General features: G+C 68.6%; 25 protein-coding genes. 6 read left to right on the plus strand and 19 right to left on the minus strand.

The features are described 5' to 3' along the window. Nucleotides 1-19: 19 nt before the first annotated feature. The 7 genes from ACWMMN_RS00810 to ACWMMN_RS00840 are packed head-to-tail and all read right to left on the minus strand — an operon-like array spanning nt 20 to nt 7158. Nucleotides 20-1192 carry a phage tail sheath protein gene (locus tag ACWMMN_RS00810; protein ID WP_486422894.1) on the minus strand — a complete coding sequence of 391 codons (1173 nt, stop codon included), beginning with the start codon at nt 1190-1192 and terminating at the stop codon, nt 20-22. A gap of 55 nt (nt 1193-1247) precedes the next feature. Beyond that, nucleotides 1248-2000 (minus strand): tail fiber assembly protein, encoded by a 753-nt coding sequence (locus tag ACWMMN_RS00815; RefSeq protein ID WP_486422895.1) that lies wholly within the window; start codon nt 1998-2000, stop codon nt 1248-1250. 17 nt (nt 2001-2017) lie between these two features. Beyond that, nucleotides 2018-4660 (minus strand): phage tail protein, encoded by a 2643-nt coding sequence (locus tag ACWMMN_RS00820; RefSeq protein ID WP_486422896.1) that lies wholly within the window; start codon nt 4658-4660, stop codon nt 2018-2020. A gap of 6 nt (nt 4661-4666) precedes the next feature. Next, nucleotides 4667-5209: a phage tail protein I gene (locus ACWMMN_RS00825; RefSeq protein ID WP_059232730.1), complete on the minus strand. Its 543-nt coding sequence runs from the start codon at nt 5207-5209 to the stop codon at nt 4667-4669. Further along, nucleotides 5202-6116 (minus strand): baseplate J/gp47 family protein, encoded by a 915-nt coding sequence (locus ACWMMN_RS00830; RefSeq protein WP_059232729.1) that lies wholly within the window; start codon nt 6114-6116, stop codon nt 5202-5204. Before ACWMMN_RS00830 ends, ACWMMN_RS00825 begins: the two co-directional genes overlap by 8 nt. Then, nucleotides 6113-6475 carry a GPW/gp25 family protein gene (locus ACWMMN_RS00835; protein WP_174993408.1) on the minus strand — a complete coding sequence of 121 codons (363 nt, stop codon included), beginning with the start codon at nt 6473-6475 and terminating at the stop codon, nt 6113-6115. Before ACWMMN_RS00835 ends, ACWMMN_RS00830 begins: the two co-directional genes overlap by 4 nt. Continuing rightward, nucleotides 6472-7158: a phage baseplate assembly protein V gene (locus tag ACWMMN_RS00840; protein ID WP_486422897.1), complete on the minus strand. Its 687-nt coding sequence runs from the start codon at nt 7156-7158 to the stop codon at nt 6472-6474. Before ACWMMN_RS00840 ends, ACWMMN_RS00835 begins: the two co-directional genes overlap by 4 nt. A gap of 167 nt (nt 7159-7325) precedes the next feature. On the opposite strand from ACWMMN_RS00840, the gene ACWMMN_RS00845 reads away from it, so the two are divergent. Then, entirely contained in the window at nt 7326-7484 is a 159-nt protein-coding gene (locus ACWMMN_RS00845) for a hypothetical protein (RefSeq protein ID WP_486422898.1), read from the plus strand. 159 nt (nt 7485-7643) lie between these two features. Here the strand turns inward: ACWMMN_RS00845 and ACWMMN_RS00850 are convergent, their stop codons facing one another. The 7 genes from ACWMMN_RS00850 to ACWMMN_RS00880 are packed head-to-tail and all read right to left on the minus strand — an operon-like array spanning nt 7644 to nt 10331. Further along, entirely contained in the window at nt 7644-8093 is a 450-nt protein-coding gene (locus ACWMMN_RS00850; RefSeq protein ID WP_486422899.1) for a phage tail protein, read from the minus strand. Then, the gene (lysC, locus tag ACWMMN_RS00855) at nt 8086-8328 is read right to left on the minus strand and encodes an Rz1-like lysis system protein LysC (protein WP_226196743.1); all 243 of its coding nucleotides are present in this window, start codon (nt 8326-8328) and stop codon (nt 8086-8088) included. Before lysC ends, ACWMMN_RS00850 begins: the two co-directional genes overlap by 8 nt. Further along, nucleotides 8210-8650, minus strand: coding sequence for an Rz-like lysis system protein LysB (lysB, locus tag ACWMMN_RS00860; RefSeq protein ID WP_486422900.1), 441 nt, complete (start codon nt 8648-8650; stop codon nt 8210-8212). Before lysB ends, lysC begins: the two co-directional genes overlap by 119 nt. Next, complete coding sequence (locus ACWMMN_RS00865) at nt 8647-9492, minus strand: N-acetylmuramidase domain-containing protein (protein WP_486422901.1); 846 nt, start codon at nt 9490-9492, stop codon at nt 8647-8649. The genes lysB and ACWMMN_RS00865 overlap by 4 nt, the downstream gene beginning before the upstream one ends. A gap of 3 nt (nt 9493-9495) precedes the next feature. Continuing rightward, on the minus strand, nt 9496-9762 hold the full coding sequence (locus ACWMMN_RS00870) for a phage holin family protein (RefSeq protein WP_486422902.1): 267 nt from the start codon (nt 9760-9762) through the stop codon (nt 9496-9498). A gap of 1 nt (nt 9763) precedes the next feature. After that, nucleotides 9764-10108: a putative holin gene (locus ACWMMN_RS00875; RefSeq protein WP_059232721.1), complete on the minus strand. Its 345-nt coding sequence runs from the start codon at nt 10106-10108 to the stop codon at nt 9764-9766. A 16-nt stretch (nt 10109-10124) separates the two neighbouring features. Next, complete coding sequence (locus ACWMMN_RS00880; protein ID WP_486422903.1) at nt 10125-10331, minus strand: tail protein X; 207 nt, start codon at nt 10329-10331, stop codon at nt 10125-10127. A 561-nt stretch (nt 10332-10892) separates the two neighbouring features. Here ACWMMN_RS00880 and ACWMMN_RS00885 point away from each other — a divergent pair. The 4 genes from ACWMMN_RS00885 to ACWMMN_RS00900 all read left to right on the plus strand — a co-directional run bounded on the left by ACWMMN_RS00885 (nt 10893) and on the right by ACWMMN_RS00900 (nt 16247). Continuing rightward, nucleotides 10893-12503, plus strand: a complete 1611-nt coding sequence (locus ACWMMN_RS00885) for a TIGR04222 domain-containing membrane protein (RefSeq protein ID WP_486422904.1) — start codon at nt 10893-10895, stop codon at nt 12501-12503. 264 nt (nt 12504-12767) lie between these two features. Continuing rightward, nucleotides 12768-13511 carry an LbetaH domain-containing protein gene (locus ACWMMN_RS00890; RefSeq protein WP_059232718.1) on the plus strand — a complete coding sequence of 248 codons (744 nt, stop codon included), beginning with the start codon at nt 12768-12770 and terminating at the stop codon, nt 13509-13511. Between the two features lie 39 nt (nt 13512-13550). Next, nucleotides 13551-15491, plus strand: coding sequence for a tetratricopeptide repeat protein (locus ACWMMN_RS00895; protein WP_059232717.1), 1941 nt, complete (start codon nt 13551-13553; stop codon nt 15489-15491). 93 nt (nt 15492-15584) lie between these two features. Next, entirely contained in the window at nt 15585-16247 is a 663-nt protein-coding gene (locus ACWMMN_RS00900; RefSeq protein ID WP_059232716.1) for an acetyltransferase, read from the plus strand. A gap of 10 nt (nt 16248-16257) precedes the next feature. Here ACWMMN_RS00900 and vioA read toward each other — a convergent pair whose 3' ends face one another. The 5 genes from vioA to ACWMMN_RS00925 form a co-directional block, all read right to left on the minus strand. Further along, a complete protein-coding gene (gene vioA / locus ACWMMN_RS00905; RefSeq protein WP_059232715.1) occupies nt 16258-17400 on the minus strand; it encodes a dTDP-4-amino-4,6-dideoxy-D-glucose aminotransferase VioA in 1143 nt (380 codons plus the stop codon). Nucleotides 17401-17428: 28 nt separating this feature from the next. Next, entirely contained in the window at nt 17429-19777 is a 2349-nt protein-coding gene (locus ACWMMN_RS00910; RefSeq protein ID WP_059232714.1) for a tetratricopeptide repeat protein, read from the minus strand. A 241-nt stretch (nt 19778-20018) separates the two neighbouring features. Further along, nucleotides 20019-20318 (minus strand): flagellar protein FliT, encoded by a 300-nt coding sequence (fliT, locus tag ACWMMN_RS00915; protein ID WP_059232713.1) that lies wholly within the window; start codon nt 20316-20318, stop codon nt 20019-20021. Nucleotides 20319-20343: 25 nt separating this feature from the next. Next, nucleotides 20344-21852, minus strand: coding sequence for a flagellar filament capping protein FliD (fliD, locus tag ACWMMN_RS00920; RefSeq protein WP_059232712.1), 1509 nt, complete (start codon nt 21850-21852; stop codon nt 20344-20346). A gap of 132 nt (nt 21853-21984) precedes the next feature. After that, complete coding sequence (locus tag ACWMMN_RS00925; protein WP_059232711.1) at nt 21985-23142, minus strand: flagellin; 1158 nt, start codon at nt 23140-23142, stop codon at nt 21985-21987. On the opposite strand from ACWMMN_RS00925, the gene ACWMMN_RS00930 reads away from it, so the two are divergent. Further along, nucleotides 23141-23335: a hypothetical protein gene (locus tag ACWMMN_RS00930; RefSeq protein ID WP_155627096.1), complete on the plus strand. Its 195-nt coding sequence runs from the start codon at nt 23141-23143 to the stop codon at nt 23333-23335. The genes ACWMMN_RS00925 and ACWMMN_RS00930 overlap by 2 nt on opposite strands. Nucleotides 23336-23411 lie beyond the last annotated feature (76 nt).

Below are 23411 nucleotides of genomic sequence, written 5' to 3' on the forward strand. Positions count from 1 at the left end.
CTCCTGGTGAGGCCGGTCGTTACGCGCTCACGCGCGCGGCGAAATCGGCGAAATAACGGTCGGTGATGCGCTGGCGCAGCATCAGGTTTTCGAGCGGCGGAACCGGCGTGTATTCGTAGTCGAGATACGCCTTGCCGGACTTCAGCACGTCCGTCGTGTTCGGCTCCGGGTCGTACCAGGCCGAGCCGCCGATCAGGTAGCCCTGCGAGATCCATTCGCGGAACTTGGCGTTGATCGTTTCGATGATGTCGCGCGGCAGCGACGGGTTGAGCGGGCCGTCGATGATGGCCATCTGCGCTTCGGCGATCGAATCGGCGATGACCTGCGCGGTGCGCGTGTAGTTCTCGAACGCGAACAGCGGATCGTCCGAGCACGTGCGCGAACCCCAGAAGCGGAAGCCGTTGCGGTTCACGAGCGTCGTCACGTCCTGCTCGTTCAGGAAGCCCGCGTCCGTCGCCGGATCCTGAAGGTCCCACGACACGTCGGCGCTGATGCCGGTGACGCCGTTCACGCCGACGTTCGACAGCGTCTTGTGCCAGCCCGTGTCGTTGTCGATCTTCGCGCGCAGGCCGGCCGCATACGCGGTGGCCGGCACGACGACGGTCTTGTTGGTCGTGTCGTCCCACGCGAGGAAGTCCGGCCAGACCACCATCAGCTCGCGCTGGCTGAACTGCTTGCGATAGGCGACGGCTTCCTCCTTCGTCTTGGCGCCGTTGGCCGAGACATACGCGAACGCGCGCAGCGATTGCGCGATCGACGCCAGTGCGGCGGCGACGGGTTGCGTGTCGAGGCCCGGCGTCGCGAGGATGCGCGGCTTCACGCCGAAGCGCGCCTGCGCGCCGAGCAGCGCCTTCATCCCGGTGTACTTGCCGTCGGCGGTGACGGCGCCGATCACGTTGGTCGTCGTTTCCGCGGCGTCCTTGCCTTCGGCGACGCGCACGACGATCGTGACGGGCTTGGTCTGCCGGCCGATCGCGTCGAGGGTGCGGCGCAGCGTGCCTTTGGTGCCGGCCTTGCCGAGTGCGGCAACGACGTTGGTCAGAAGAACCGGCGTGTCGAGCGGGAATGCGGTGGCGTCGGCGTCGGACGCCGTGCAGACGATGCCGACGACAGCCGTCGACACGGTGCGGATCGGGCGCGAGCCCTCGTTGATTTCGATGACGCGTACGCCGTGGTGATAATCCTGCGGCATGGTGTGTGGCTCCTTTGTGTGCAGATGAAAGAGAACGGGAGGAATCCCGTGCGGATCAGGCCGCGGGGTCCGCGACCGGAGCTGCAGGTGCGCTTGGCTCGTCCGGCTGGGGCTTCGGCTCCGGCTCCGGCGTCGGCTCCGGTTTCGGCTCGGGCTTCGGCTCGGGCGTCGGCTCGGGCGTCGGCTCCGGCTTCGGCGTCGGCGTCGGCTCCGGTTTCGGCTCGGGCTGCGGAGGCGGTACGTACGGCGAGGGCGTTGCCGGCCACGTCACCGCATCGGGGAACGTGTCGGCCTGGATGACCGAAACGAGCGCCATCTGGTAGGCCGACCAGGCTTTGAAGTAGTAGATGCCTTCGTCGTCGAGCAGGCCTGCCGCGTAGGCATCGGCCTTGCCGGCGTTGGCCTTGCGCGCGGCGTCCAGCCGGCGCTCGAACTCGGCCATCGCGGCGTCGCGTTTCTCGCGCTCGAGCAGCGCGGCGGGGATGACCCACGCGCCGTTGATCCACGCATGGCGAGGCGACGGCTGCGCTTCGGTCGTCAGGCCGAGCTCGTCGGGCGTCTTGCCGGCGGTCGCGATTTCGACGGCTTCACCGGTGTCGGTGCGATAGCAGATCCGGCCGCGGAAGTCAGGCCGCAGCGCCCACGCGCCGTCGCGGTAGAACGGCCAGGTCGTCGGCGTACGCGCCGGCGGCTCGTCGAACGTGGCCCATGACGGAACGAGCCAGCGTTCGGCGTTGCGCGGATCGGCGTCGGGCTGGCTGCTGCTCAGGTATTCGCCGGTCTGTGAGTTGTAGTGGTGAATCAACATAGGTTGAAGTCCGAGAGTTAGTAAGCGCGGATCATCGCGAGCAGCGCGATATTGCGCGGCCGTGCTTCGTTCCCGCCGTCCGCGTTGACGGTGATGGCGTGGCTGTGATTGCCGGCGCCGCCGATGCCGACGTTGTGGCCGTGATTGCCGGCGCCTTCCGTGTTGAATTCGTGGCTGTGACCGCCAGCCGGACTCGTCATCCCCCACACGTTGTCGCCGTCGCTGCTGCCGGAGCCCGTGTTGTTGGCCGCGCCCCAGGTTCCCCATGGCGGGCGGTAGACGGAGACGCTTTCGCCCCACGGCGACACGTGCTGGTGATCGCCCACGCCGGCCGTCCAGCCGTGGTGGCCGTGCCAGCCCTGTGCATCGGTCCATGCGGAGTGCGCGTGGTCGCCGACCGCGGCCGCGCTCGCGCCGTGCGCATGCGATCGGTTCTGGGGGGCCTGATACGTACCGATGGCGCGTTGCGGGTCGATGTCGTCGCGGCCGTCGGCCCAGCAGCGGATGAATTCGCCGCGCAGTTCCGGAAGGCGGAACGTCGTCGAGCCGTCGCCGGTGGAGAAGCAGCCCCAGCGCTCGTTGCGCCATTCGTCGTCCGAGACGAGCGTGCCGCTGGCCTCCGCATACGCCCACAGGGCCGGATAGTCCGCACGATTGACGAGGGTGCCGTTGGCTTTCAGGAAGCCGGCGCGCGGCAGCGTGCGCGGCTCGAATACGATCTGGCCGACCGTCGCCTTCGAGAGGGCGGCCAGCACCCATTCGGTCGTGGCGAGCGAGGTCGAGCGGTCGCCTGCCGCGGGTGTCGGGCCCTTCACGGGCGTCTGGAAGGTCGTTCCGCCCGGCGTGAACGAAACCTGCGGAATGCCGTTGCACGTGACGCCGAACGAACCGTCGTTGATGTGGTACAGGCCGGTGTCCGGCGCGCCGTCGTTGATGAAGGTGAGCGACGGTGCCTGCGCACTGCCTTCGGACAGGTAGATCCGTTTGCCCGGATCGAACCAGAGATCGCCCGACATCGTGCCGCCCTTCGTGCGATCGAGCGGCGTCAGGTTGCCCGAGTGCCATACCGGATTGCCGTTGATGCGGAAGGTGTGATCGTCCAGGATGTACTGGAACGAGTCTGCTTGACCCCACCAGCCGACCGAATGGGCGTTGGCGTAGAAGTGACCGTCGACCGGCCCCAGCCGGATGTGCCCTTCGTTCGTATTCCTGCCAATGGCGAGATCGCCGCCGATGTTCGTCAAGGCCCCGCTGTCGCTGATGCGGACGATCCCGTCGGCGAGCGACCACGCGAACGGGCGGAAATCGTTCCACTGACCTTCCGGATTGCCCTTGTTCGTCGACAGCAGATACACGTTCGTGCCGTCGTTGCGCAGGAAGGCGCCGTAGTCGTTGGAGATCGCACGGAAATGGGCGCCGTTCACGTCCATTTCGCGTGTGGTCAACCCGCCCTTGAAGGCTGCGTTTCCGCCGACCTGGAGCGCGTTCTTGCCGTCGTCGCCGACATCGCCGACGGTCAGACGCTTCGCGACCGAAAACGTCTGGGTGCCGCGGTCGACGCGGAACGCGGAGAACTGCGTGGCGCCGTCGTCCGCAAACGCGTTCAGTCCGAAGTTGTTGCCGCCGTTGCCGCCCGTTGCGACGCCATCGCGCTTGAACAGCGACCAGCGGATCTTGCCGCCGTCGGTAAAGAACAGCGTGGAGAAGTTGCCGGCACCGCCGTCGATCGACGCCGCCTTCGCATAGCTCGTGCCTTCGGCCGCAATATCGCCGCCGACCCGCAGGCGCGAATTCCCGTCGTCGTTCCTGACGTCGCCCACCAGCACGCGGCCGCCGTAGGCGATGCGCAGGGCGCGCGCCTGGTTCGCGTCGACCTGGTTATCGTTGCCGGTACGGTTGAGCCACAGGTCCACGTACTCGCGGCCCCAGGCGCCGTTGTCGAAGCCGGAGCGGATCGTGGCGATCAGGCGCGTCCCGGTATCGGCGTGGTTGCCGCCGAACGTGCCATGCAGGCGTACACGGCTTTCACGGCCGTTCTTGCCCGACGGAGGGCGAACCAACACATGCGCGGTTTCCGGACCCGCATCGAAATCGGTGATGACCGGGCCGGTGAATGTCGCGCCGCTCAACGCCGCGTATCGTGTCGCGGCCGTCTTCGGCGTGACTGCGCGCGTGTCGTCGCTGCCCGCGTTCACTTCCGCCTGCGTCGCCAGCTCGACCACGCCTTGCCGCTCGGTGGTCGCAGGCGGATTGAGGAACGATGCGTCGCCGAACACGAGTTTCGTTGCGTCGATCGCCGTGAACTGCATGTCGGACGACAGCAGCAGCAACGCGGCCGGCGACTTCTCCATGATCGGCGTCGCCTGGCCATACGCGGCCAGCAGCACGCCGTTCTCGAGATAGAGGCCGAACCCGTAGAGCGAGTACTGGTCCGCGGAGTCGTCCTTCAGTGTCGTGTGGATCGTGTCCGGCGCGATGTTGGCGCCGCCGAAGGACTTGATCCGCTTGAGCTCGTTCGGCAGCTTCGTGAGCCCCTTGTCGGCGACGAACGGCGCGTTCGCCAGGCCGATTTCCACGACCTGGTGGGCATTCGTGCCGCCGTTGCCGGCGGCGACGAGCGCGGCACGGCCGGCGTCGGTGATGATGATCTGGGTTGCCATGTGCGATCAGTAGTCGGTGAGGTTCAGGCGGCGATAGGCCGCCACGCGCGCGGCAGCGCCGACCGGTTGTCGGCACCGCATCTCGAAGCCCTGCGTGAACGTGTAGTGCGCCCGGACCGGCTTGGTCCGGTCGATTTCCGCGAGGATGTCGGCAACGTACGCGGCGGTCGGCGGCTCGCCTTCCTGTGCGCTGACCGTCATCACGAGGTCGAACGTGCCGGGCGGGCCCGGCGGGCGCTGCTCGAACCATTCGCGCAGGACGATGTTTCCGCCGAAGGTCGCGACGACTTCGCGCACCGAAGCCGCGGTGCCCTTGCGGCGGGCGATCGGAATCGCCTGGCCGACGCGGGCACGCTTCACGTACTCGGGCCAGTAGTCCTTCCACGCATCGACGCCGAGGTGCCAGGCGAGCCACGGCAGCAGGTCGGACCGGATCGCGTCCGGACTCGTTAGCGTCGCGAGCGGCGTCGGCACGTCGTCGATCCGGGCGTTCGTCGCGGCGAGCCGGCGCTCGAGCCGCGTCGCGTTCGGCGGCAGGATGTCAATCATTGCTGTACACCCCGCCATCGATCAGTTCGATCCCGGTGCAGTAGGGCGCCTGCTGCTTGCTCGCGGGCAGGCCGGCGAGCGGGCTTTCGAGGATCACCTTCTGCACGCCGGCCGCGCGGGCGGCCGCGTAGATCCCGTCGAGCGTGACTTCCATCCCGAGGCGGTGCATCGATTCGGTGTATTGCTTCATCGCGCGGTTGGCTTGCGCGAGCGCCACCGCGCGGTCCGGACCGGCGAAGAACACCAGCCGCGCGCGGACCTGGTAGCGCAGGATTTCGGCGCCGCGCACCGTGACCTTGTCGGTCAGCGGCCGCACGTCGTCGGCCTGCAGCGCCGACGCCACGGCGTCGATCAACGCCGGAGCCGCCGTGCCGTCGCCATCGCGCGCCAGCACCGTGACGAGGACTTCGCACGGGGCCGGGCTGATCGCCGAGGCGTCGAGCACACGGCCGTCCGCATTGCGCGCGTGCGAGACATACGCGCCTTCGGGGCCGGCAACGGAGAAGCTCTGCGGTGCGAGCTGCGTGCGGGCGCGCAGGTCGGTGTCGCTTTCCATCACCGCTGCGAGATCGTGTTCCGGATCGGCGGGCGAGATCGTCAGGCGCCGGATGCCGAACAGCGCCGCGAGGTGGTCGAGGTCCGTGCCGATCGCATACGCGAGCATCACCGCACGCGCGGCGTCGTTCACGCGCTGCCGCAGCACGATCTCGCGATACGCGCTTTCCTGCAGGAGCTTGACGAGCGGCTCCGACTCGAGCGCGAGCGTCGCGGCGATTTCGGCCTGTTCGGCAGCCGGGTAGAGCGACACGAGCCGGGCCTTGCGCGCGGCGAGCAACGTCTCGTAGTCGATCGTGTCGACGACGTCGGGCGACGGCAGCTGGGAGAGGTCGATCGGCGTCACGCTCATGCCGCGCTCCCGTTCGCGACCGGCACGCGGGTCGACACGGCGGTGCCGCTTTCGTTGGTCCAGCCTTCGATGTCGAGATAGAGCGAGCCGGCAGCCGCGTTCGCGTCGTCCGCGGCGAGGACGACGCGGGTCAGTGTCAGGCGCGGCTCCCAGCGCATGAGCGCCGTGGCGACGGCTGCATACAGCCGCGTGCGCACGGTGCCGTTGCCCGGCGCGTCGATCAGGTCGGGCAGCTCGGAGCCGAATGTGCGGCGCTTCACGCACGACGCGAGCGGCGTCGTCACGATGTTGCCGATCGACTGGTAGAAATGGTCCAGGCCCGAGATCGAGCGGCCGGTGTTCGCGTTCATGCCTTTCATTGCGGTGCGCTCACGAGTTGTCCATCGCCTTGTTCGCGATGCGTGTGATGCGGGAGGCTGATGCCCTGGGATGTCACTTCGCGGGTAAAGGTGGCCGCGCCGTCGATCTGCATCGTGGCGCCGCCGCCGGCGCCGCCCGTGCCGGTCATGCCCGATTCGAACGCGAACGGGCCCTTGACCGTCATCGCACCGGTGCAGGTCGTCTGCTGTGCGTCGAGCGTGATGCGCTCGGCCTGCACGGTTGCGTCCCGGGTCTGTACGACGACCGATCCCGGCGCGACGATGCGCAGGGTCGCGCCGGCGGGCAGCTCGGCGGTGAGCGCATGCGCGGCGTGGTCGTACGTGATGCTTGCGCCGTCGGGGTAGACGCGCGCATGGGTATCCGGGCTCGAGGCCGGCGCCGGTGCGGCGTTCGAATAGACGCCGCGCAGCGCGACACCTTGTGCCGGGTCGCCCATCGGGCAGAGCAGCACGACCTGTTCGCCGGGCGTCGGCGGCAGCCAGTCGCGGGTTCCGCCGGCGGTGCCGGCGACCCACGGAATCCAGTTGGTCTGCAGTCCGCTGCCGTCGGATTCGGCGTCGCCGACCGAGACGCGGCACAACGCTGCCGCATGGTCGACCGTGAGGATCGTTCCCTTGCGCACCGCGTTGCGTGCCTGCCGTTGAATTTCATTAGCGTCCATGCATTCATGGTGCCGACCGGGCGCTCGCGGCGCGAGCGATCGCCTGTGTCGTCGCGACGAAGACAGCACGCACCGGATGCCGGCACGAAGACGAGCGTCGACAATCGCAGCACCGGTTTGCGTGAGGATGGAGTCGTGCGTGCCGGCGAGACTGCCGAGAGGCGGGAATGCGTGAGCCGATCGAAGCGGGAACGGAAGGACGTGGCGCGGTGGTCCGGCGGATCGCGTGGACGCGCAGCGCCGACGGATGGTCGGGACGCGTGCCGCATGGCGACGGTGTCGTGGACGTCGCCGTCGGCGACAGGCGCGCCGTCGACGCGGGCTGATTCGCAGGGGAAGCGCGACCGGACGATCGGCGTCTTGATCGCGGCGTGCCGCTCCGTCGCCTCGGGCGAAGCGGCCGGCTGCGACGCGCGGTGGCCGCGGCGGCGAAAGGCGACGCGTGCGCGATTTGCGGCAGGAAGGCGGGCCGGCGCCCGCCGGGTTCATCGGATCTGCGGCAGCGCGACCCAGGTGAGGGTATCGGCCGGATCGACCTGTGTGTCGTCGACGTGCGCGATCACGTGTCGGCCGTCCGGCCCGGTCGTCACGGCGACGCTTTCCGTCAGCGCCAGCCGGATCGACAGGTCGAGCGCCGCCGGGTCGCGGATGCCGACCTCGAAGGTGATGCCGCTTGCCCGCGCGGCCGGGTTCGTCACGAGATCCGGCTGGTTCGCGCGCACCCACTCGACCAGTGCGACGAATACGGGATCGGTGTCGCCGGAGAAGTTCGTCGCGAGGACGTGCGCCGTATACCGGTATTCGAACGACGGCGTCAGCGTGCCGGTCGTCGCGATCGACCCTTGCTCGACGAGCACGGTCAGCGCGCCCGGTTCGGCGGCGAGCGACGGGATGGCGGCGACGAGGGCCCGCCGCAGGCTGTCGGGCTTAATCATGCGGATGCGCTCCGTGGTCGGGAATGGACGTGCCGGCCTGGCACGCCGCGATCATGTCGACGGTTGCCGCGCACGCCGCCCAGGCCGCCTTGGCGAGCGTGAGCGCGCCGTCGAGCTCACCGTTGGTGCGGGGCGCGAGCATCGGCAGCGTGCACGGTGTCACCGTCTGGCACGTGTTCGACATAATCGTCGGCGCCGGCGAGAGCGGGATTGGCTTGCAGGCGGACAACGACATCAGGCAAAGGAGTGTCAGCCCAGGCGCGAAGCGCGGCGTTTTCATCGGTCAATCTCCGGTTTTCAAGTCGAATGGCGTCGAGCTTTGACGCGATCGCGGTGTGTGAGCGGTCGAGCCGCGCCTGCTGCCGCGCGCGGGCGGCGGCATCCTGCTGCAGGCGCGCAATGACGCCGTCGCGCGCGGCGAGCGCCTGTTGCGCATCGACGCGTCGCCGTTGCGCGGTCGCCAGATCCGCACGCAACGCATGCAGGTACAGCGCCGCGACGGCGCACGCGGCCAGCGCGACGCCGCCGGCGGCGAATTTCGCGGCGAGGCCGTTCATGCAAGGCGCGCGGCGCCGGCCGGCCCGGGTGCGGCCTGCGTCGGCGCAGCCGGTTGCGACGCATAGCGGTCGAAGGCGCGCGCGAGCTTGACGTCGTAGAGGTTCGCCGCGTAGTCGGGCCCGTTGTACGCGCGTGCGAATGCGGCCCACTGGCGTGCGCCGAGTGCGCGGCGCAGCGCGTCGTCGGCCGCGATGTAGCGGACGAATGCGTCGAGGTGCTGCGCTTCGCCGCTTTCCATGCAGGCGACGAATTCGTCGATGCCCGCATAGCCGAGGCGTGCCCAGTGATAACCCATCACCTGGAACGATCCCCAGCTCGCGGATTCCCACGCGGCGCCGGCATCGATCGACTCGGCCGCGGCGAGGCGCGTGTATTCCGCGGCACCGCCGCGATAGCCGCCGCGTGTGCGCGAGACGATGTCCGGCTGCCGGGCCGCGAACGGCGCAGGGTCGATGCCGCGCGCCTGCAGCCGCTTCCAGAACACATGACGTTCGAACAGGATGACGGGCCGGCCGTCGGTCAGGAAGCCGGCGCCGCGCGACTCGACCTCGTTGACCGCGCGAATGCACGCGAGCGGCACGTCGAGCGTGCGCGCGGCGCGTTCGAGGTCGGCCAGTGCCAGGTGTTTCGGATCGCGCACGCCGGTCGCCAGCGCGGCATAGGTCTTCGGGCCGGCGATGCCGTCGTCGACGAGGCCGGTCTTGCGTTGCAGCGTGATGACGGCGGCTTCGGTCGCCGTGTCATAGAGGTGCGTGACCGGCACCGCATAGCCGGCGCGGAGCAGCCGGCGTTGCAGCAGGCCCACGTCGTCGCCGTGGTCGCCGAGTCGGCGGGTTTTCATGATTCATTCACTCCTCAGGAGGCGCGCGACGTTGCCGCGCGTGCCGCAGACGAACATCGCCAGGAATACCGAGGTGGCCGCGTCGAAGAAGCCGACGGAGCCGGTGTGCAGCAGCAACTCGATCGACGCGCCGCCGGCGACGGCGACGAGCAGCCACGCGAACCACGATGCGTGGCGCCGGTGCCGCGCGCCGTTGCGTCGATAGGTGAGCACCCGCACGAGCACCGCGACGTGTGCGCAGAGGGCGATCAGCGCGAACGGGAGATGCATGTCATCCCCCTTTGCGGAACAGCGCGAGCAGGTCCAGCGTCTTGATCCGCTCGATCAGCTGCAGCGTGACGGTGATCACGAGCGCGGCCGCGAAGAACGCGGCGACGCCGGTCGAGCGGATCGGCGTGGCGCCGACGATTTCGGGCGCGGCGAGATAGCCCATCACGAGCGAGATCAGCAGGTAGGCGGCACGCCGTGCGACGCCGATCTCCTGCGAGGTGACGACCACGAGCGCGGCGCCCGTGAACGCGCCGATCAACGCGTTGCCGTCGATGCCGGGCGCGAGCCCGGCGACGCCGATCGCGGCGGACAGCATGGCGGCGGTGGTGAGGTTCGGTTCGGCCATGACGGCGATTCCAGGGTCAGTCAAACAGGTGCAGCAACGGCCGTGCGCTCGTCACGGTGTCGAACGGCGGAAGGTAGACGGGCGTGCCGGCGGGCAGCACGACGCCGAGGCTGGCGAGCGCGGTGTTGGCCTCGAGCACGGTCTCGACGGTGCCGTCGGTCCGGCCGTAGTGACGCCAGCACAGCGCGTCGACCGTGTCGCCCTGCAATGCGCGCGCGATCATGGCTGGACCCTCCGGTGCGGAAGGGGCTGGTTGCCGGCGGCGATGCCGGCCGGCGCGCCGCGAAGGCGTGTCGAAGTCGTGCTGCTTGCCATGGCGAGGTCTCGAGCCGTGAGGCGGTGAAGAGGGTTCTCATGGTCGAGCTTCGCGAGGCGGGGTTCAACGAGGTGCGTGCGTGGTTCGCCCGGACACGCAGCGCGGCGCGTGGCGCGACGCGCATCGCGCTTTACGCTTGACGGACTGGCGCGTGATGCTCGCGGGCGGGTGCCATGCGTGCCGTGCAGCGGAATTGCAGCCTGGGTGAGCCGGGGCGGCCTTGATCGATCTTGCGCAGCCTTGGTTTTGCCGTGCGCGTGGCCTGCGGGGCCTTGCCGGGCAAGGGGCGGGCAGGCGTAGGTAAAACTCCGAAGGCAGGGGTTGCTGGTTCGATCCCAGCCGGGCCGTTGCCGCCACGTGAGGGTTCGGCGCGGGCATGCCGGCGTACTTGCCGCTGTGCGAGAATCCCCGTAACGACCACTCCAAGCGTCGATCGCGGCGGCCGTCCGCGCATCGCGCCGACTCCCGATGGCTGCCATTCCGACACCCTCGACCGCAGTCGATGCCTGCGCGCTGACCGATGCGCAGCAGGCGCTGCTCGCGCGTCTGCACGCGTATTCCCCCGACGATCCCGACGCGCCGCTGCCGTACAGCCGGCGCCTCGCCGAAGCCGAAGGCTGGACGCACGACCACGTGCTCGCCGTGATCGACGAATACAAGCGCTTCGCGTTTCTCGCGCAGGCGGCCGGGCATCCGGTCACGCCGTCGGTCGCGGTCGATGCCGCGTGGCATTTCCACCTGCAATACACGCTCGAATACTGGGATGTCTTCTGCGCCGGCGTGCTGCGTGCGCGGCTGCATCACATGCCCGGCACGGGCGCGCCGGACGAGGGCCGCGTGTACGCGCAGCGCTATCGCGACACGCTCGACAGTTATCGCCGGCTGTTCGGCAGCGAGCCGCCGGCATCGATCTGGCCGCGCCCCGCCGACCGGCCGGCCGAGGCCGGAGCACGGCAGGCCGACGCGGATACCGCGGCGGTCGCGGCGCCGCGCCGCGCGTGGCGCAACCTGCTGCCGAAATGCGTGTGGCCGGCGGCTGCCGCGAGCGTCGCCGCGACCTGCGCGTCGGCGCAGGACCTCGACGTGCTGAACTACACGGGCCCGCAGTTTCTCGCGTTCTACGTGCCGGCCTGCGTCGTCGCATTGCTGCTGATCGTCGTGCTCCAGGCCGTCGAATTTCGCGTCCGCCGCTGGGGCCGGCGTACGCGCAAGGGCGCGTCCGACCTGAGCGCCGATGAAGTCGCCTATCTCACCGGCGGCGAAGCACGGGTTGCGCAGGTCGTGACGATGTCGCTCGCGCATGCGGGCGCGGTCGATCTGTGGACCGTTCCGCGGCAGGGCGGCTACGTGAAGATCGCGGATCCGGACCGGGCGGGCCGGCACGACGACCACTGCGCGTGGCTCAAGGAGCAACCGTCCGGCACCGTCCGCTACGGCGTGTTTCGCGAGCGGCTTGCCAGGTACGCGCAGGAGGTCGCCGACGGGATGCGTGCGCAGGGCTGGCTCTGGGCGCCCGGCGAGTTGCGCGTGTCGCGCCTGGCCGCGCGCGCGATCGTGCTGCTCGTGCTCGGCACCGGTGCGGCAAAGCTGGCGGTCGGCCTGAGCCGCGGGCGGCCCGTGCTGCTGCTCGTCATCTGCATGGCCGTGTTCGCGATCGCGTACCGGATCGTTGCGCGGCGGCTGACCGGCTTCGGGCGGGGCGGCCCCACGGCGGCCGGGCGCGCCGCGCTGCTCGCGCGCCGGATCGCGCACGATCCGCGGGCCGGGCGCGATCCGCACCCGGCACGCGACGCGGAGGGAACCCACGGGGCACGTCGTGCCGAGCGCGACGATCCGGACCCGTTGCTCTGGACCGCCGCGCTGTTCGGCGCGGGCGCGCTGGCCGGCACCGCGTGGTCGGCGTATTCGGGCACGGTGCTGGCCGCATCGCGGATGTCGTCGCTCGCCGCGGCGAAAGCGGGCGGCGGTTCGTTCGACGGGTCCGACAGCAGTTGCTCGTCGTCGAGCTGCAGTTCGTCGAGTTCGTGCAGTTCCAGCTCGTGCAGTTCGAGCAGTTGCGGAGGGTGCTCGAGCAACTGACGCCGAGCGAACGGGACGCGGCGCCGTCGATGCGGAAGGCCGGCGGCACGGGGGCGTGGCGCATCCCGCCCGCCGATGCGCGACCGTGCCGGGCCGATCGGCGGAACAGAAGTCAGAACGCCGCTCTTATCCGTTGTCGATCGTTCCCGCGCGCTTTCTATACTGCATCGTCCACGATCGCGGCCGATGCGCTGCGTCGTCTCCCAATCCTGTCCCGGGCGGTCTCGGCATCGAGCCGCTGCGCCGGCAAACCTGCGACCGCATATGAACGTTACGACCTCCGACGACTGTACTGGCGTGCTGTCCGACCATCCGTGGGCGAAGCAATTCATCGTGCTGGGCTACCGGGACGGCGCCTTTTCGGCGATTCCGAACAATTTTTTCCGTAACTGGCTCGATGAGGAGGCGCAGGTCGGTACGTTTCATATCGGCCGGTGCTCGAGCCTCGGCGTGGGCTCGATCGTGAAGTACGACCAGGGGTATCAGAAGCTCGTGGTCGGCAACAACGTGGCTGGCGGCATGCGCCTGCGGTTCCTGCTGAACGGCCAGCACGAGACCCGGACCATTTCCACGACCCTGTTCAGCCTCTACGGGAACGGCCTCACCAATGTGTCGATGCCGCAGTATGCGGATACCGTGATCCACAACGACGTCTGGATCGGCGACGAAGCGTTGTTCCTCGGCGGCAGCCAGATCGAGAACGGCTGCGTGGTCGGCGCGCGGTCCGTCATTCCGCCGAACTTCCGTACCGAAGCCTATGGAATCTATGCAGGGTCGCCGGCGCGCCTGATCCGCTTCCGCTTCACGGAGAAAGTGCGCGAACGGCTGTTGCAGCTCGCGTGGTGGGACATGCCGCTCGACTGGATCAAGCAGCACAACGACGCGTTTCTCGTCGATCTCGCGGCCGACGAAGGGCATGCGCTCGACACGCTCGCCGCACTCCAGGAGGCCAAGGACCGTGCCACGGGCAAGTCCGGCCGCCCGGCCGTCAATCCGGCGGCCGTCTGACCGTCCGTTTGCGGTGCGCGCCGCGCATCGCCGCATGACATGACACCTGCTTCAGACGAAACCGCGCGCGTTCAACACGCCGCGACCCTGTGCCAGAGCGGACAGTTTGACGCCGCGTTGTCGCACGTCGCGCCGCTGCTCGACCGGCCGGCGCCGGCCGTTGCGGCGCTGCATGTCGCGGCCGTGTGCGCGCTCGGCCTGAACCGGCTGGCCGACGCGGAAGCGTGGTGGCGGCGCGCGATCGACGCGATGCCGGCGTTCGATCCGCCGTACGAGGGCCTTGGCGCGCTGCTCATGTCGCAGGGGCGGCTGCCCGAAGCTGACGCGATCGTCCGCCGGCAATTGGCGGCCGTCGCGCCGCTGCGGGCGTCGCATCATCACCGGTCCGGCAAGGTGCTCGAAGCGCTCGGCCGGCTCGACGAGGCCGAACAGGCGTACGGGCAGGCGCTGCTGATCGAGCCGCAGTCCGCCGACGTGCTGAACGATCTCGGCAACGTGTTGCGTGTTCTCGGCCGACCGGCCGAGGCGGAACTCGCGTACCGGCTCGCGATCGCCGTTCGCGCCGACCACACGCTCGCACACGCGAATCTCGGCGCGGTCCTCGTCGACCTGCAGCGGTTGCCGGAAGCGGAAGCGGCCAGCCGGCAGGCGCTCGCGCTGTGTCCGGACCATCCGGAGGCACACTACAACCTCGGCGTCGCGCTGCAGAATCTCGATCGCCTGCCCGAAGCGGAAGCCGCCTATCGCGAAGCGATCCGCTGTCGTCCCGGCCTGCCGCAGCCGCGCAACAACCTGGGCTGCGTGCTGCGCGCACAGGGCCGCCACGACGAAGCGGCGGCCGCGTTTACCGATGCGCTCGCGCTCGCGCCGGACATGGCCGAGGTGCACTACAACCTCGGCACGACCTTCGCGCATGCGGGCCGCCTCGAGGACGCCGAACGCGCATACCGCCGCGCGCTCGACCTGCGCGCCGACTACGACGACGCGCGGTTCGGGCTGGCGACGCTGCTGCTCGGGCTCGGCCGGTTCGAGGAAGGCTGGCGCCGCTACGAATCCCGCTACGAGCAGTCGACCTTCGTGCACCGCCGGACCCGCGAGGTGCTGCGGTGCGCGCAGTGGCAAGGCGAGCCGCTGGCCGGCAAGACGCTGCTCGTCTGGCAGGAGGACGGCCTTGGCGACATGCTGCAGTTCAGCCGCTATTTCACGGCGTTTCGGGCGCGACAGCCCGCGCGCGTGGTCTTTGCGTGCCAGCCTGCGCTGCATCGGCTGATGGAGACGGTCGACGGCGTCGACGCGGTGCTCGACCACGAGACAGCCACGGCGCAGGCCGCACAGTTCGATTACTGGACGAGCCTGTTGAGCGCGCCGATGCACGCGGGCACGACGCTCGACACGATCCCGCCGCCGGCGCGGTTCGCCCCCGACCCGGCGCGCGTTGCGCACTGGGGCACGCGCCTCGATGCGCTGCCGGCCGGCCCGCGCGTCGGCCTCGTATGGAAAGGCAACCCGAAGCATCACAACGATGCGCACCGCTCGCTGCCGTCGCTCGCGTTGCTGACGCCGCTCTGGAGCGTGCCGGGCGTGAATTTCGTGAGCCTGCAGAAGGGGCAGGGCGAGGACGAGGCGCGCCAGCCGCCGGGCGGGCTGCCGTTGCTGCACCTGGGTTCGGAGCTGGACGATTTCGCCGATACGGCCGCGATCGTCGCGCAACTCGATCTCGTGGTGTGCGTCGACACGTCGACCGCACATCTGGCCGCATCGCTCGGCAAGCCTTGCTGGGTACTGTTGCCCAATCAGGACGTGGACTGGCGCTGGATGCACGGCCGCGAGGATTCACCCTGGTATCCGGGCACGGTGCGGCTGTTCCGGCGCGGGCGCGACGACAGCTGGATCCGGCTGGCCGAGCGCGTGCGGGTGGCGTTTGCCGCGCAGTTTGCCGCCGGTTGCATGACGGCGGACGATACGGTGCGTACCGTCTGACCTGACGGCGCACGCCGCGCGGGCGCGGCGACACGGCATACTGCGGGGAACGCGGCGATGCCGCTCCTGCTTTTCAGATCAATCGAGGCCCTCGTGGAAAACATCGTCATCGTCGGCTCGTCCGGTCACGCCAAGGTCGTGATCGACATCGTCGAACAGGCCGGCCGGTACCGGATCGCCGGGCTGATCGATTCGTTCCGGCCCCGCGGCGAGGAAACGCTCGGCTACGCGGTGCTGGGCGCCGAGCGCGATTTGCCGGATCTGGTCGATGCGCACGGCATCGCCGGGCTGCTGGTCGCCATCGGCGACAACCACGCGCGCGAGAACGTGACGGCCGCCCTCGCGACGCTCGTGCCGGGCCTGCCGTGCGTATCGGCGGTGCATCCGGGCGCGCGCGTCGGCAACGCATCGACGATCGGCGCGGGCTCGGTCGTGATGGCCGGCGCGGTGATCAACCCGTGCTGCACGATCGGCGAAGGATGCATCGTCAACACCCAGGCATCGCTCGACCACGACGGCGTGATGGCGGACTTCTCGAGCCTCGCGCCGGGCGTCGTCACGGGCGGCAACTGCCGGATCGGCCACGGCGCGGCGATTGGCCTCGGCGCGATGCTGCGGCACCGGATCGTGGTCGGCGAGCACAGCGTCGTCGGTGCGGGCGCGGTCGTGCTGCACGACGTCGAGCCGTACACGGTCGCGTACGGCAACCCCGCGCGCCGGATCCGCGCGCGCGCGGCCGGCGAGCGCTACCTGTAGGCGCCGCGCGTCAGGCGGCGATCAGCCCGACGATGCGGCGCACCATGTCGTCGGTGAGCGCCGGATAGATCGGCAGGCACAGCACCTTGCGCGCCGCCTCGGTCGCGACGGGCAGGTTGTCGCGGCTCGCGGACGGCAGCCCGCGGTACATCGGGAAATCCGAAATCAGCGGATGGAAGTAGCGGCGCGCGTACACGTCGTAGTCGCGCAGCTTCTGGTACAGCGCGTCGCGGTCGAGCGGATAGTCTTCGTCGACGAGGATCGCGAAATACGCATGGTTCGCGACGGTCTGGCCGCCGAGCGGCACGCAGCGGATGCCGCGCACGTCGGCCAGCAGCGTGCGGTACAGCGTGTCGATTTCGCGGCGGCGCGCGAGTGCGCCGTCGATGTGCTGCAACTGCAGCATCCCGAACGCGGCGTTGATTTCGCTCATCTTGCCGTTGATGCCGGGCGCGACGACCGTGACTTCGTCGACGAAACCGAAGTTCTTCAGGTGATCGATCCGCTGCTTGGTCTTCGCGTCGGGGCAGATGATCGCGCCGCCCTCGAACGTGTTGAACACCTTCGTCGCGTGAAAGCTCAGCACCGACAGGTCGCCGTGGGTCAGCACGCTGCCGGTGGCGTTGCGCACGCCGAACGCATGTGCGGCGTCGTAGATCACGCGCAGGTTGTAGTTGTCGGCGATCTTCTGGATCGCGTCGACGTCGCACGGATTGCCGTAGCAGTGCACGGGCATGATCGCCGTGGTTTGCGGCGTGATCGCCGCCTCGATGCGTGCCGGGTCGAGATTGAGCGTGCCGGGCGCGACGTCGACGAAGACCGGCTTGATGCCGTTCCACAGCAGCGAATGCGCGGTCGCGACGAACGAGTACGGCGTCGTGATGACCTCGCCGGTGATGCGCAGCGCCTGCAGCGCGGTGACGAGCGCCAGCGTGCCGTTCGCGAACAGCGACAGGTGCGGCACGCCGAGGTACTCGCACAGCGCGCGCTCGAACTGCTGGTGGAACGGGCCGCCGTTGGTCAGCGTGCGGCTTTCCCAGATTTTCTCGAGGTACGGCACGAATTCCTCGAGCGGCGGCAGATGCGGTTGCGTGACGTAGATGCGTTCGTGCGGCAGTTGCGCGACGGACGACGCGGGCAGGCTGGCGGTCATGATGGTCTCTCTCGATCTGGCGTGGCGTTCAGGCCTCGGCCGCGGCCTGTGCGGTGGCCGTGTCGTCGAACAGCGGCGTGTCGAATGCGGTGACCGGTTCGTTCGCGCACCAGCGGGCCCACATCGTGCGCAGCGCCGACGACAGCCCGGCCGCGACCACGTCTGGCCGGAACGCGGCCGATTGCGCGCAGCGCGCGCGCAGGCCCGTGCGCAGTGCCTGCAGCGCGGCGGTGTCGTGCCCGAGCGCCAGCGCCTTCGCAACGAAATCGTCCTCGTCCGTCGCGATGTACGCATCGAGCCCGACGTGCTGCAGCCAGCCCGCGCTGCCGCGCCCGGCCATCGTCGCGCCGGGGATCGTCACGGTCGGCACGCCCATCCACAGCCCGTTCAGCGTGGTCGTCGAACCGGTATACGGGAACGTGTCGAGGCAGAGGTCGACACCGTGATGCTGCTGCATGTAGACCGGAATGTTCGAGCGCCGGTGGAACGTCAGGCGATCGACACCGATGCCCGCGGCGGCGAACCATTCGGTCAGCGCGGCCTGATCGCGGTCGTTGCTGATCGCGCCGAGCGCCATGCGCGCGGTCGGGTCGGCATGCAGCACGCGCGCCCAGACCTCGATCACGTGCGGGCTCAGCTTGTTCAGGCGGTTGAAGCTGGCGTAGGTCGTGTAGCCGTTGTGCAGCGCCGGCAGCACGTTGACGGGCGGGCAATTGGGCGGCGGCATGAACGGCGCGATCGCGGGCAGCCGCACGATCTGCTCGACGAACTGGTCGTCGAATGCGCCGTGCGGCGCGACGAAGCGATCCGTCAGGTAGTAGTCCATCTCGGCGAGGCCGGTCGTGGCCGGATAGCCGATCCAGGATGCCTGCACCGGCGCCGCCCGCTGCGCCAGCGCGACGAGGCGGTTGCGGCCCGTATGGCCCGACAGGTCGATCACGATGTCGATCCGGTCGTTGCGCACACGCTCGAGGAAGGCCTGGTCGCTCATGCCGGCGACGTTGCGCCAGGTCGTCGCATGGGCCTTGAAGCGTTCGGACGTGTGATCTTCCTCGAAGTGATTGTGATAGAAGTGCATCGCGATGCCGGGATCGGTCGCGAGCTGCTCGATCACGGGCACCGCGTAGGAGGCGACTGCGTGGCTGAACAGGTCGCCCGATACGAAGCCGATCTGCAGCTTGCGCGCCGGGTCGCGCGAGTTCGAGAACACGGCCGCGCGCTTGCGCTTGTGGTTGTCGTAGCGCTGGCCGAACTTGCGATGTTCGGCGACGAGCGCCTGCGGATCGAAGTCGCTGCTGTGCGCGATGCAGAACAGCATGCTGCTGTGCGTCACGCTGTCGGTCGGGTCGATTTCGATCGCGCGCTTCAACCAGCCCACCGCTTCCTCCGTGGCGCCCTGTTCGAGCAGCACGAAGCCGAGCGTGCTCATCGGGGCGGCCGCGCCCGGCGCGAGTTCGACCGCGCGCCGGCAGGTCGCGAGCCCTTCTTCGATGCGGCGCATCGCGAACAGCACGAGGCCGTGGATCCGCAGTCCCTCGGTGTGATCGGGCTGGAGCTCGAGCAGCCGGCGGCATTGGACGTCGGCTTCCGCGAGCCGGTTGACGGCGCGCAACGTATCGGCGAGCAGGATGCGCACGAGCACTTCGTCCGGCAGCAATTCGACCGTGCGAAAGCCGGCTTCGATCATCTCCGCGAAGCGGCCTTCCCGGTGATGCGACGCGGCCAGCGTACGCCAGCAGGCGCCGTCTTCCGGGTAGTCGGCGACCAGTTGCTTCGCGAGCGCGGTGGCTTCCGCATGCTTGTTCTTGTTGAACAGGGCGGCGTGCTTTTGCAGCAGGGCCTGGTTCGGGCGTCGAACCGGCTTGCCGGCGTCGTTCCGCACGACGGCGGCAGAAGCGGCTTCCAGGACGATCGCCGTTCCGATGCTGCTCGTGGCGACGGGCACCGCCGCGGTCGCAAGCACGATGTCGGGCGATGCCATCTGCCCGATCAGCCCTTCGAGCGCGGGGCCGCGGATGCCGCGCTGCTGCGCGATCTCGACGGCGATCCACGCGGCGGCCGTCTGTCCGCTGCGATGCAGCGCGTGAATGTAGCTGACCCAGTAATAGCCGTTGGCCGGGTTCGCGCCGATGGCGGCTTCGAAATGCGGCACCGCGTCGGCCGGACGGCCCGTATCCACCATCAGCACCGCGAGGTTGTAGTGCGCGTCGGCATGTGCCGGTACCGCGTCGAGAATGGCCTCGTACAGGGCCTGCGCGTCGTCGAATGCGCCGCTGCGCTGGCGCTCGAGCGCGTTGTCCATGACGAGCGCAATGTCCTGCGCAAGCTGCTGTTCGGGCGTGAGCGTGGCGGGGGCGGACAGTTCGAACGAGGGCATGATGAAATCTGCGGAAAGTCGGTCGATACCATTATGGGTAGCGTGCCGCCGCGCCGATGCCGCGAGATGACGGTAAAAGCCCGGTCAGTTTGGGCGATTGAACGGGCGGTCGCGACGCGACCGGCCGCGCGCAAAAAAAACGCCCGCACGAGGCGGGCGGAGGCGAACGAGCACGCCCTCACATCAGCGTGTAGTTCTTGTTGTCGGGTGGGCGCGCGCTTGCGGCGGCGCCAGGGACGGATCAGCGGTTCGCGATGCTCTGGTACTGGCCGACGGCCTGCACGCGGCTCATGGCCGCCTGGTATTCGTCGGTCAGGTCCTGCTGCGCGCGTTGCGCGTCGGCGAAAATGCGGTCGTTGCTGGTCTGCATGCGGCGGATCGCGGCGATGCCGGCCGGCGGCTGGTCGGCCGCGAGCGACGCGACGAGTGTCCAGCGCGCATCGACGAGGCGCACCGCCTCGGTCCAGTCGGCCATCGAGGCTGCGTGCTCGATCGCGTCGGTGAGCGCGTCGAGCTGCGCAATCAGTTCGGTCTGTTCCATCTGGACTCTCCTGTCCGGCTAGCGGTCAGCTCTTGTTGTTCGACATTGCGCCGGCGCTGTTCGCGCCGCCGAACAACTGCGTCAGGTACTGCGAGTTGCTGTTCATCGTCGCCATCAGCGTGTTGAGCGCGGTGAACTGCGCCTGGTACTGGGTGGTCAGCTGTGCGACATAGTTCGACAGGTTCGACTGCTGTTGCGAGACGTTCTTCAGGTCGTTGCTGAGCGCCGTCGTGCGCGCGGCGATCAGCCCGTTCGTCTTCGTGTAGTTCGTGATGTTCGTCGTCAGCTGCTCGCCAATCCCGTTCGTCGAGTTGAACAGCGATGCGACGCCCGTCGGGTTGTTCTGCAGCGCGCCGTTGAGCGCCGTGTTGTCGACCTGCAGCGTGCCGTCGGCCTGCAGCGTGACGCCGATCGACGCGAGGTTGACCGTCGAGCCGTTGCCGTTCACGCCGCTTGCGACGATCGACGCGAGCGCGTTCTTGATCGTGTTCAGCGTGGAGTCGCCGAGCAGCGGGCCTTGCGACGACGCGCCGGACGTGAAGCTCGACAGCGAGCCCATCGTCGTGACGAGCGTGTTGTAGAGCGTAGCGAAGTTGTTGATCGCGGCGGCCTGGGTTTTCGTGTCGGTGGCGACCGTCAACGTTTGCGGCTGCGTTCCGCTGACGGCGGCGCTGGTCAGGTTCAGCGTGACGCCGGTGATCGCGCTCGTCACGGTGTTGCTCGCGCTCGTGCCGGCGATCCCGTTGATCGTGAACGCGGCGTCCTGCGCGGCGGTGCTTTGCTTCCATGCGGCGCTGCCGTTCGCGGACGTGAACGTCGACTGCCCGCCCGTCGTGCTGGGCGTCGACGTGACGCCGAGGCTGGACAGGCCGTTGTCGCCGGCGACGTTGCTGAGCGCGACGCTGATCGTGTTCGCCGCGCCGGTCGGCGTCGAGCTGAGCACGAGGTGCGCGCCGTCGCTGCCGTTGACGACCGACGCGACGATGCCCGGGTTGCCGGCCGTGTTGTTGATCGCGGCGGCGATGCCGGACAGCGTGTTGTTGGTACCGTTCACGTCGACCGTGAACGACTTGCTGCCGAGCGACAGCGTCATCGTGCCGGTGCCGAGCGCCGTCGACGAACCGAACGCGGCCGACGACAGCGACTGCGACGTCGCGATCTGCGTGACGCCGACCGAATAGCTGCCGGCCACCGCGCCGGCGCCCGCGGTCGCGGTGAGGCCGGTGCCGCTCGCGGTGGCGGTGAAGGTGTTCTGCAGCGAGCCGTTCGACAGCGTCGTGATGCTGGCCTGCAGTGCGCTCAGCGCGGCCGAAAGGGCGCCGAACGCGGAAATCTGGGTGTTGTCGCTGCTTTGCTGCGCGCTGAGCGCGGCAGCCTGACCGGCGGTCTTCGCATTGACGAGTGCCGTCACGAGCGAGTTGACGTCCATCGACGAGTTGCCGGTCGAACCGCTGATGATCGATTGGGCAGCCTGCTGCAGCTGGCTGTTGGCCGAGGCGGTGGCGGAATTGACGGCGGAATTGATCGTCGACATCGTGTTGCTCCGTGCGGCGGATGATCCGTGAGATTCTGGATGAAGACCTGGCTGCGGGGCAAGGCCCCGCGCGCCAAGTGCCTGCGGCCGGGCCGCGCGTTACGCGGAGCCCGGCCGTGGGTTGCTACGCGATTACTGCAGGAGCTTCAGGACCTGCTGCGGCAGCGAGTTCGCCTGTGCGAGCACCGAGATGCCTGCTTGCTGCAGCACCTGGTTCTTCGACATGTTCGCGGTTTCCTGCGCGAAGTTCGCGTCGGTGATCTGCGACTGTGCCGACGACAGGTCGGTCGATTCCGCTTGCTGCGCCGTGGCGATTGCCGTGAAACGGTTTTGCGCCGCGCCGAGTGCTGCCTGCAGGTTGTTCACCGTCTGCAGCGCGTTGTCGATCGACACCATCGCGACGTTCGCACCGCTGACCGTGCTGATGTCGAGGGTCGACACGGTGGACGGCTTGTTGACGGCGTTGATCTGCGCAACGGCGTTCGAGATCGCGGTGAGCGATGCTGCCGACATGCTGGAGCTGGTCGCGCCCGCGCTGATCGAGATCTGCGTGACGGCCTGGCCGTTGGACGCGGTACCTGCCGACGTCGTGAAGACTGCCGATGCTGCGGTGCTCGACAGCGTCGAACCGTTCTGGTCGGTGAACGTGAAGCCGCCCTTGCCGTCCGACGTCACGTTGATGGCCGTGATCGTTGCGCCCGACGACGTGTATGCGCCGCTTGCGTTGAGGCTCAGGCCCGTGATCGTGCCGACCGTCTGGCCCGTCTGAACGACGCCGCCGCCGATCTGGGCTGCCGACATGCTTTGGCTCAGGTCCAGCGAGATCGTCTGGCCGACGTTTGCGCCGACCTGGAACGACACGATGCCTGCGTTGCCGTTCAGGATGTTCGTGCCGTTGTACGTCGTTTGCGACGAGATACGGTTCACTTCCTGGATCTGCTGCGCAACTTCCTGTTGCAGTGCGGCCTGGTCGGTCGTGGACATCGTGCCCGTCGACGCCTGGACGGCCAGCTGGCGGATACGTTGCAGGCTGTTCGTCAGCGACGACAGTGCGCTCGATGCCGTTTGGATCATCGACACGCCGTCGTTCGCGTTCGACACGCCCTGGTTCAGACCGTTGATCTGCGTCTGCATCCGGGTCGAGATCGCGAGGCCTGCTGCGTCGTCTGCTGCGCTGTTGATGCGCTTGCCCGACGACAGGCGCGTGATGGCCTGCGACAGGGCGTTTTGCGAGCCGCTGAGGTTCTGCTGTGCAACCAGCGAGTTGATGTTGCTGTTAATTCCGAGCATGGAAATTCTCCTGTTTAAGCCGAAAGCCCTGGAAAGCCGTTTTGGCGTCGGCGGAAGCACTCGTTCATTGCTGGCCGCCTCAGAGCAGGATTTCGGCGCACCAAAACAAAACTTGAGGGGCGCGTTGAGATTCGGCCCGATTTTTTATCCATATTTGTCATTTCAAACGGGCGCGACGCGATGCCGGCATTAACGGGGGCAGAGACCGGCCCGGGCACGCAGTCGTAACGCTGTGCACACGCGACCGACAAAGGGGTGGTTTTGTCTGT

It is taken from the genome of Burkholderia cepacia complex sp. TUM26381, assembly GCF_057439935.1.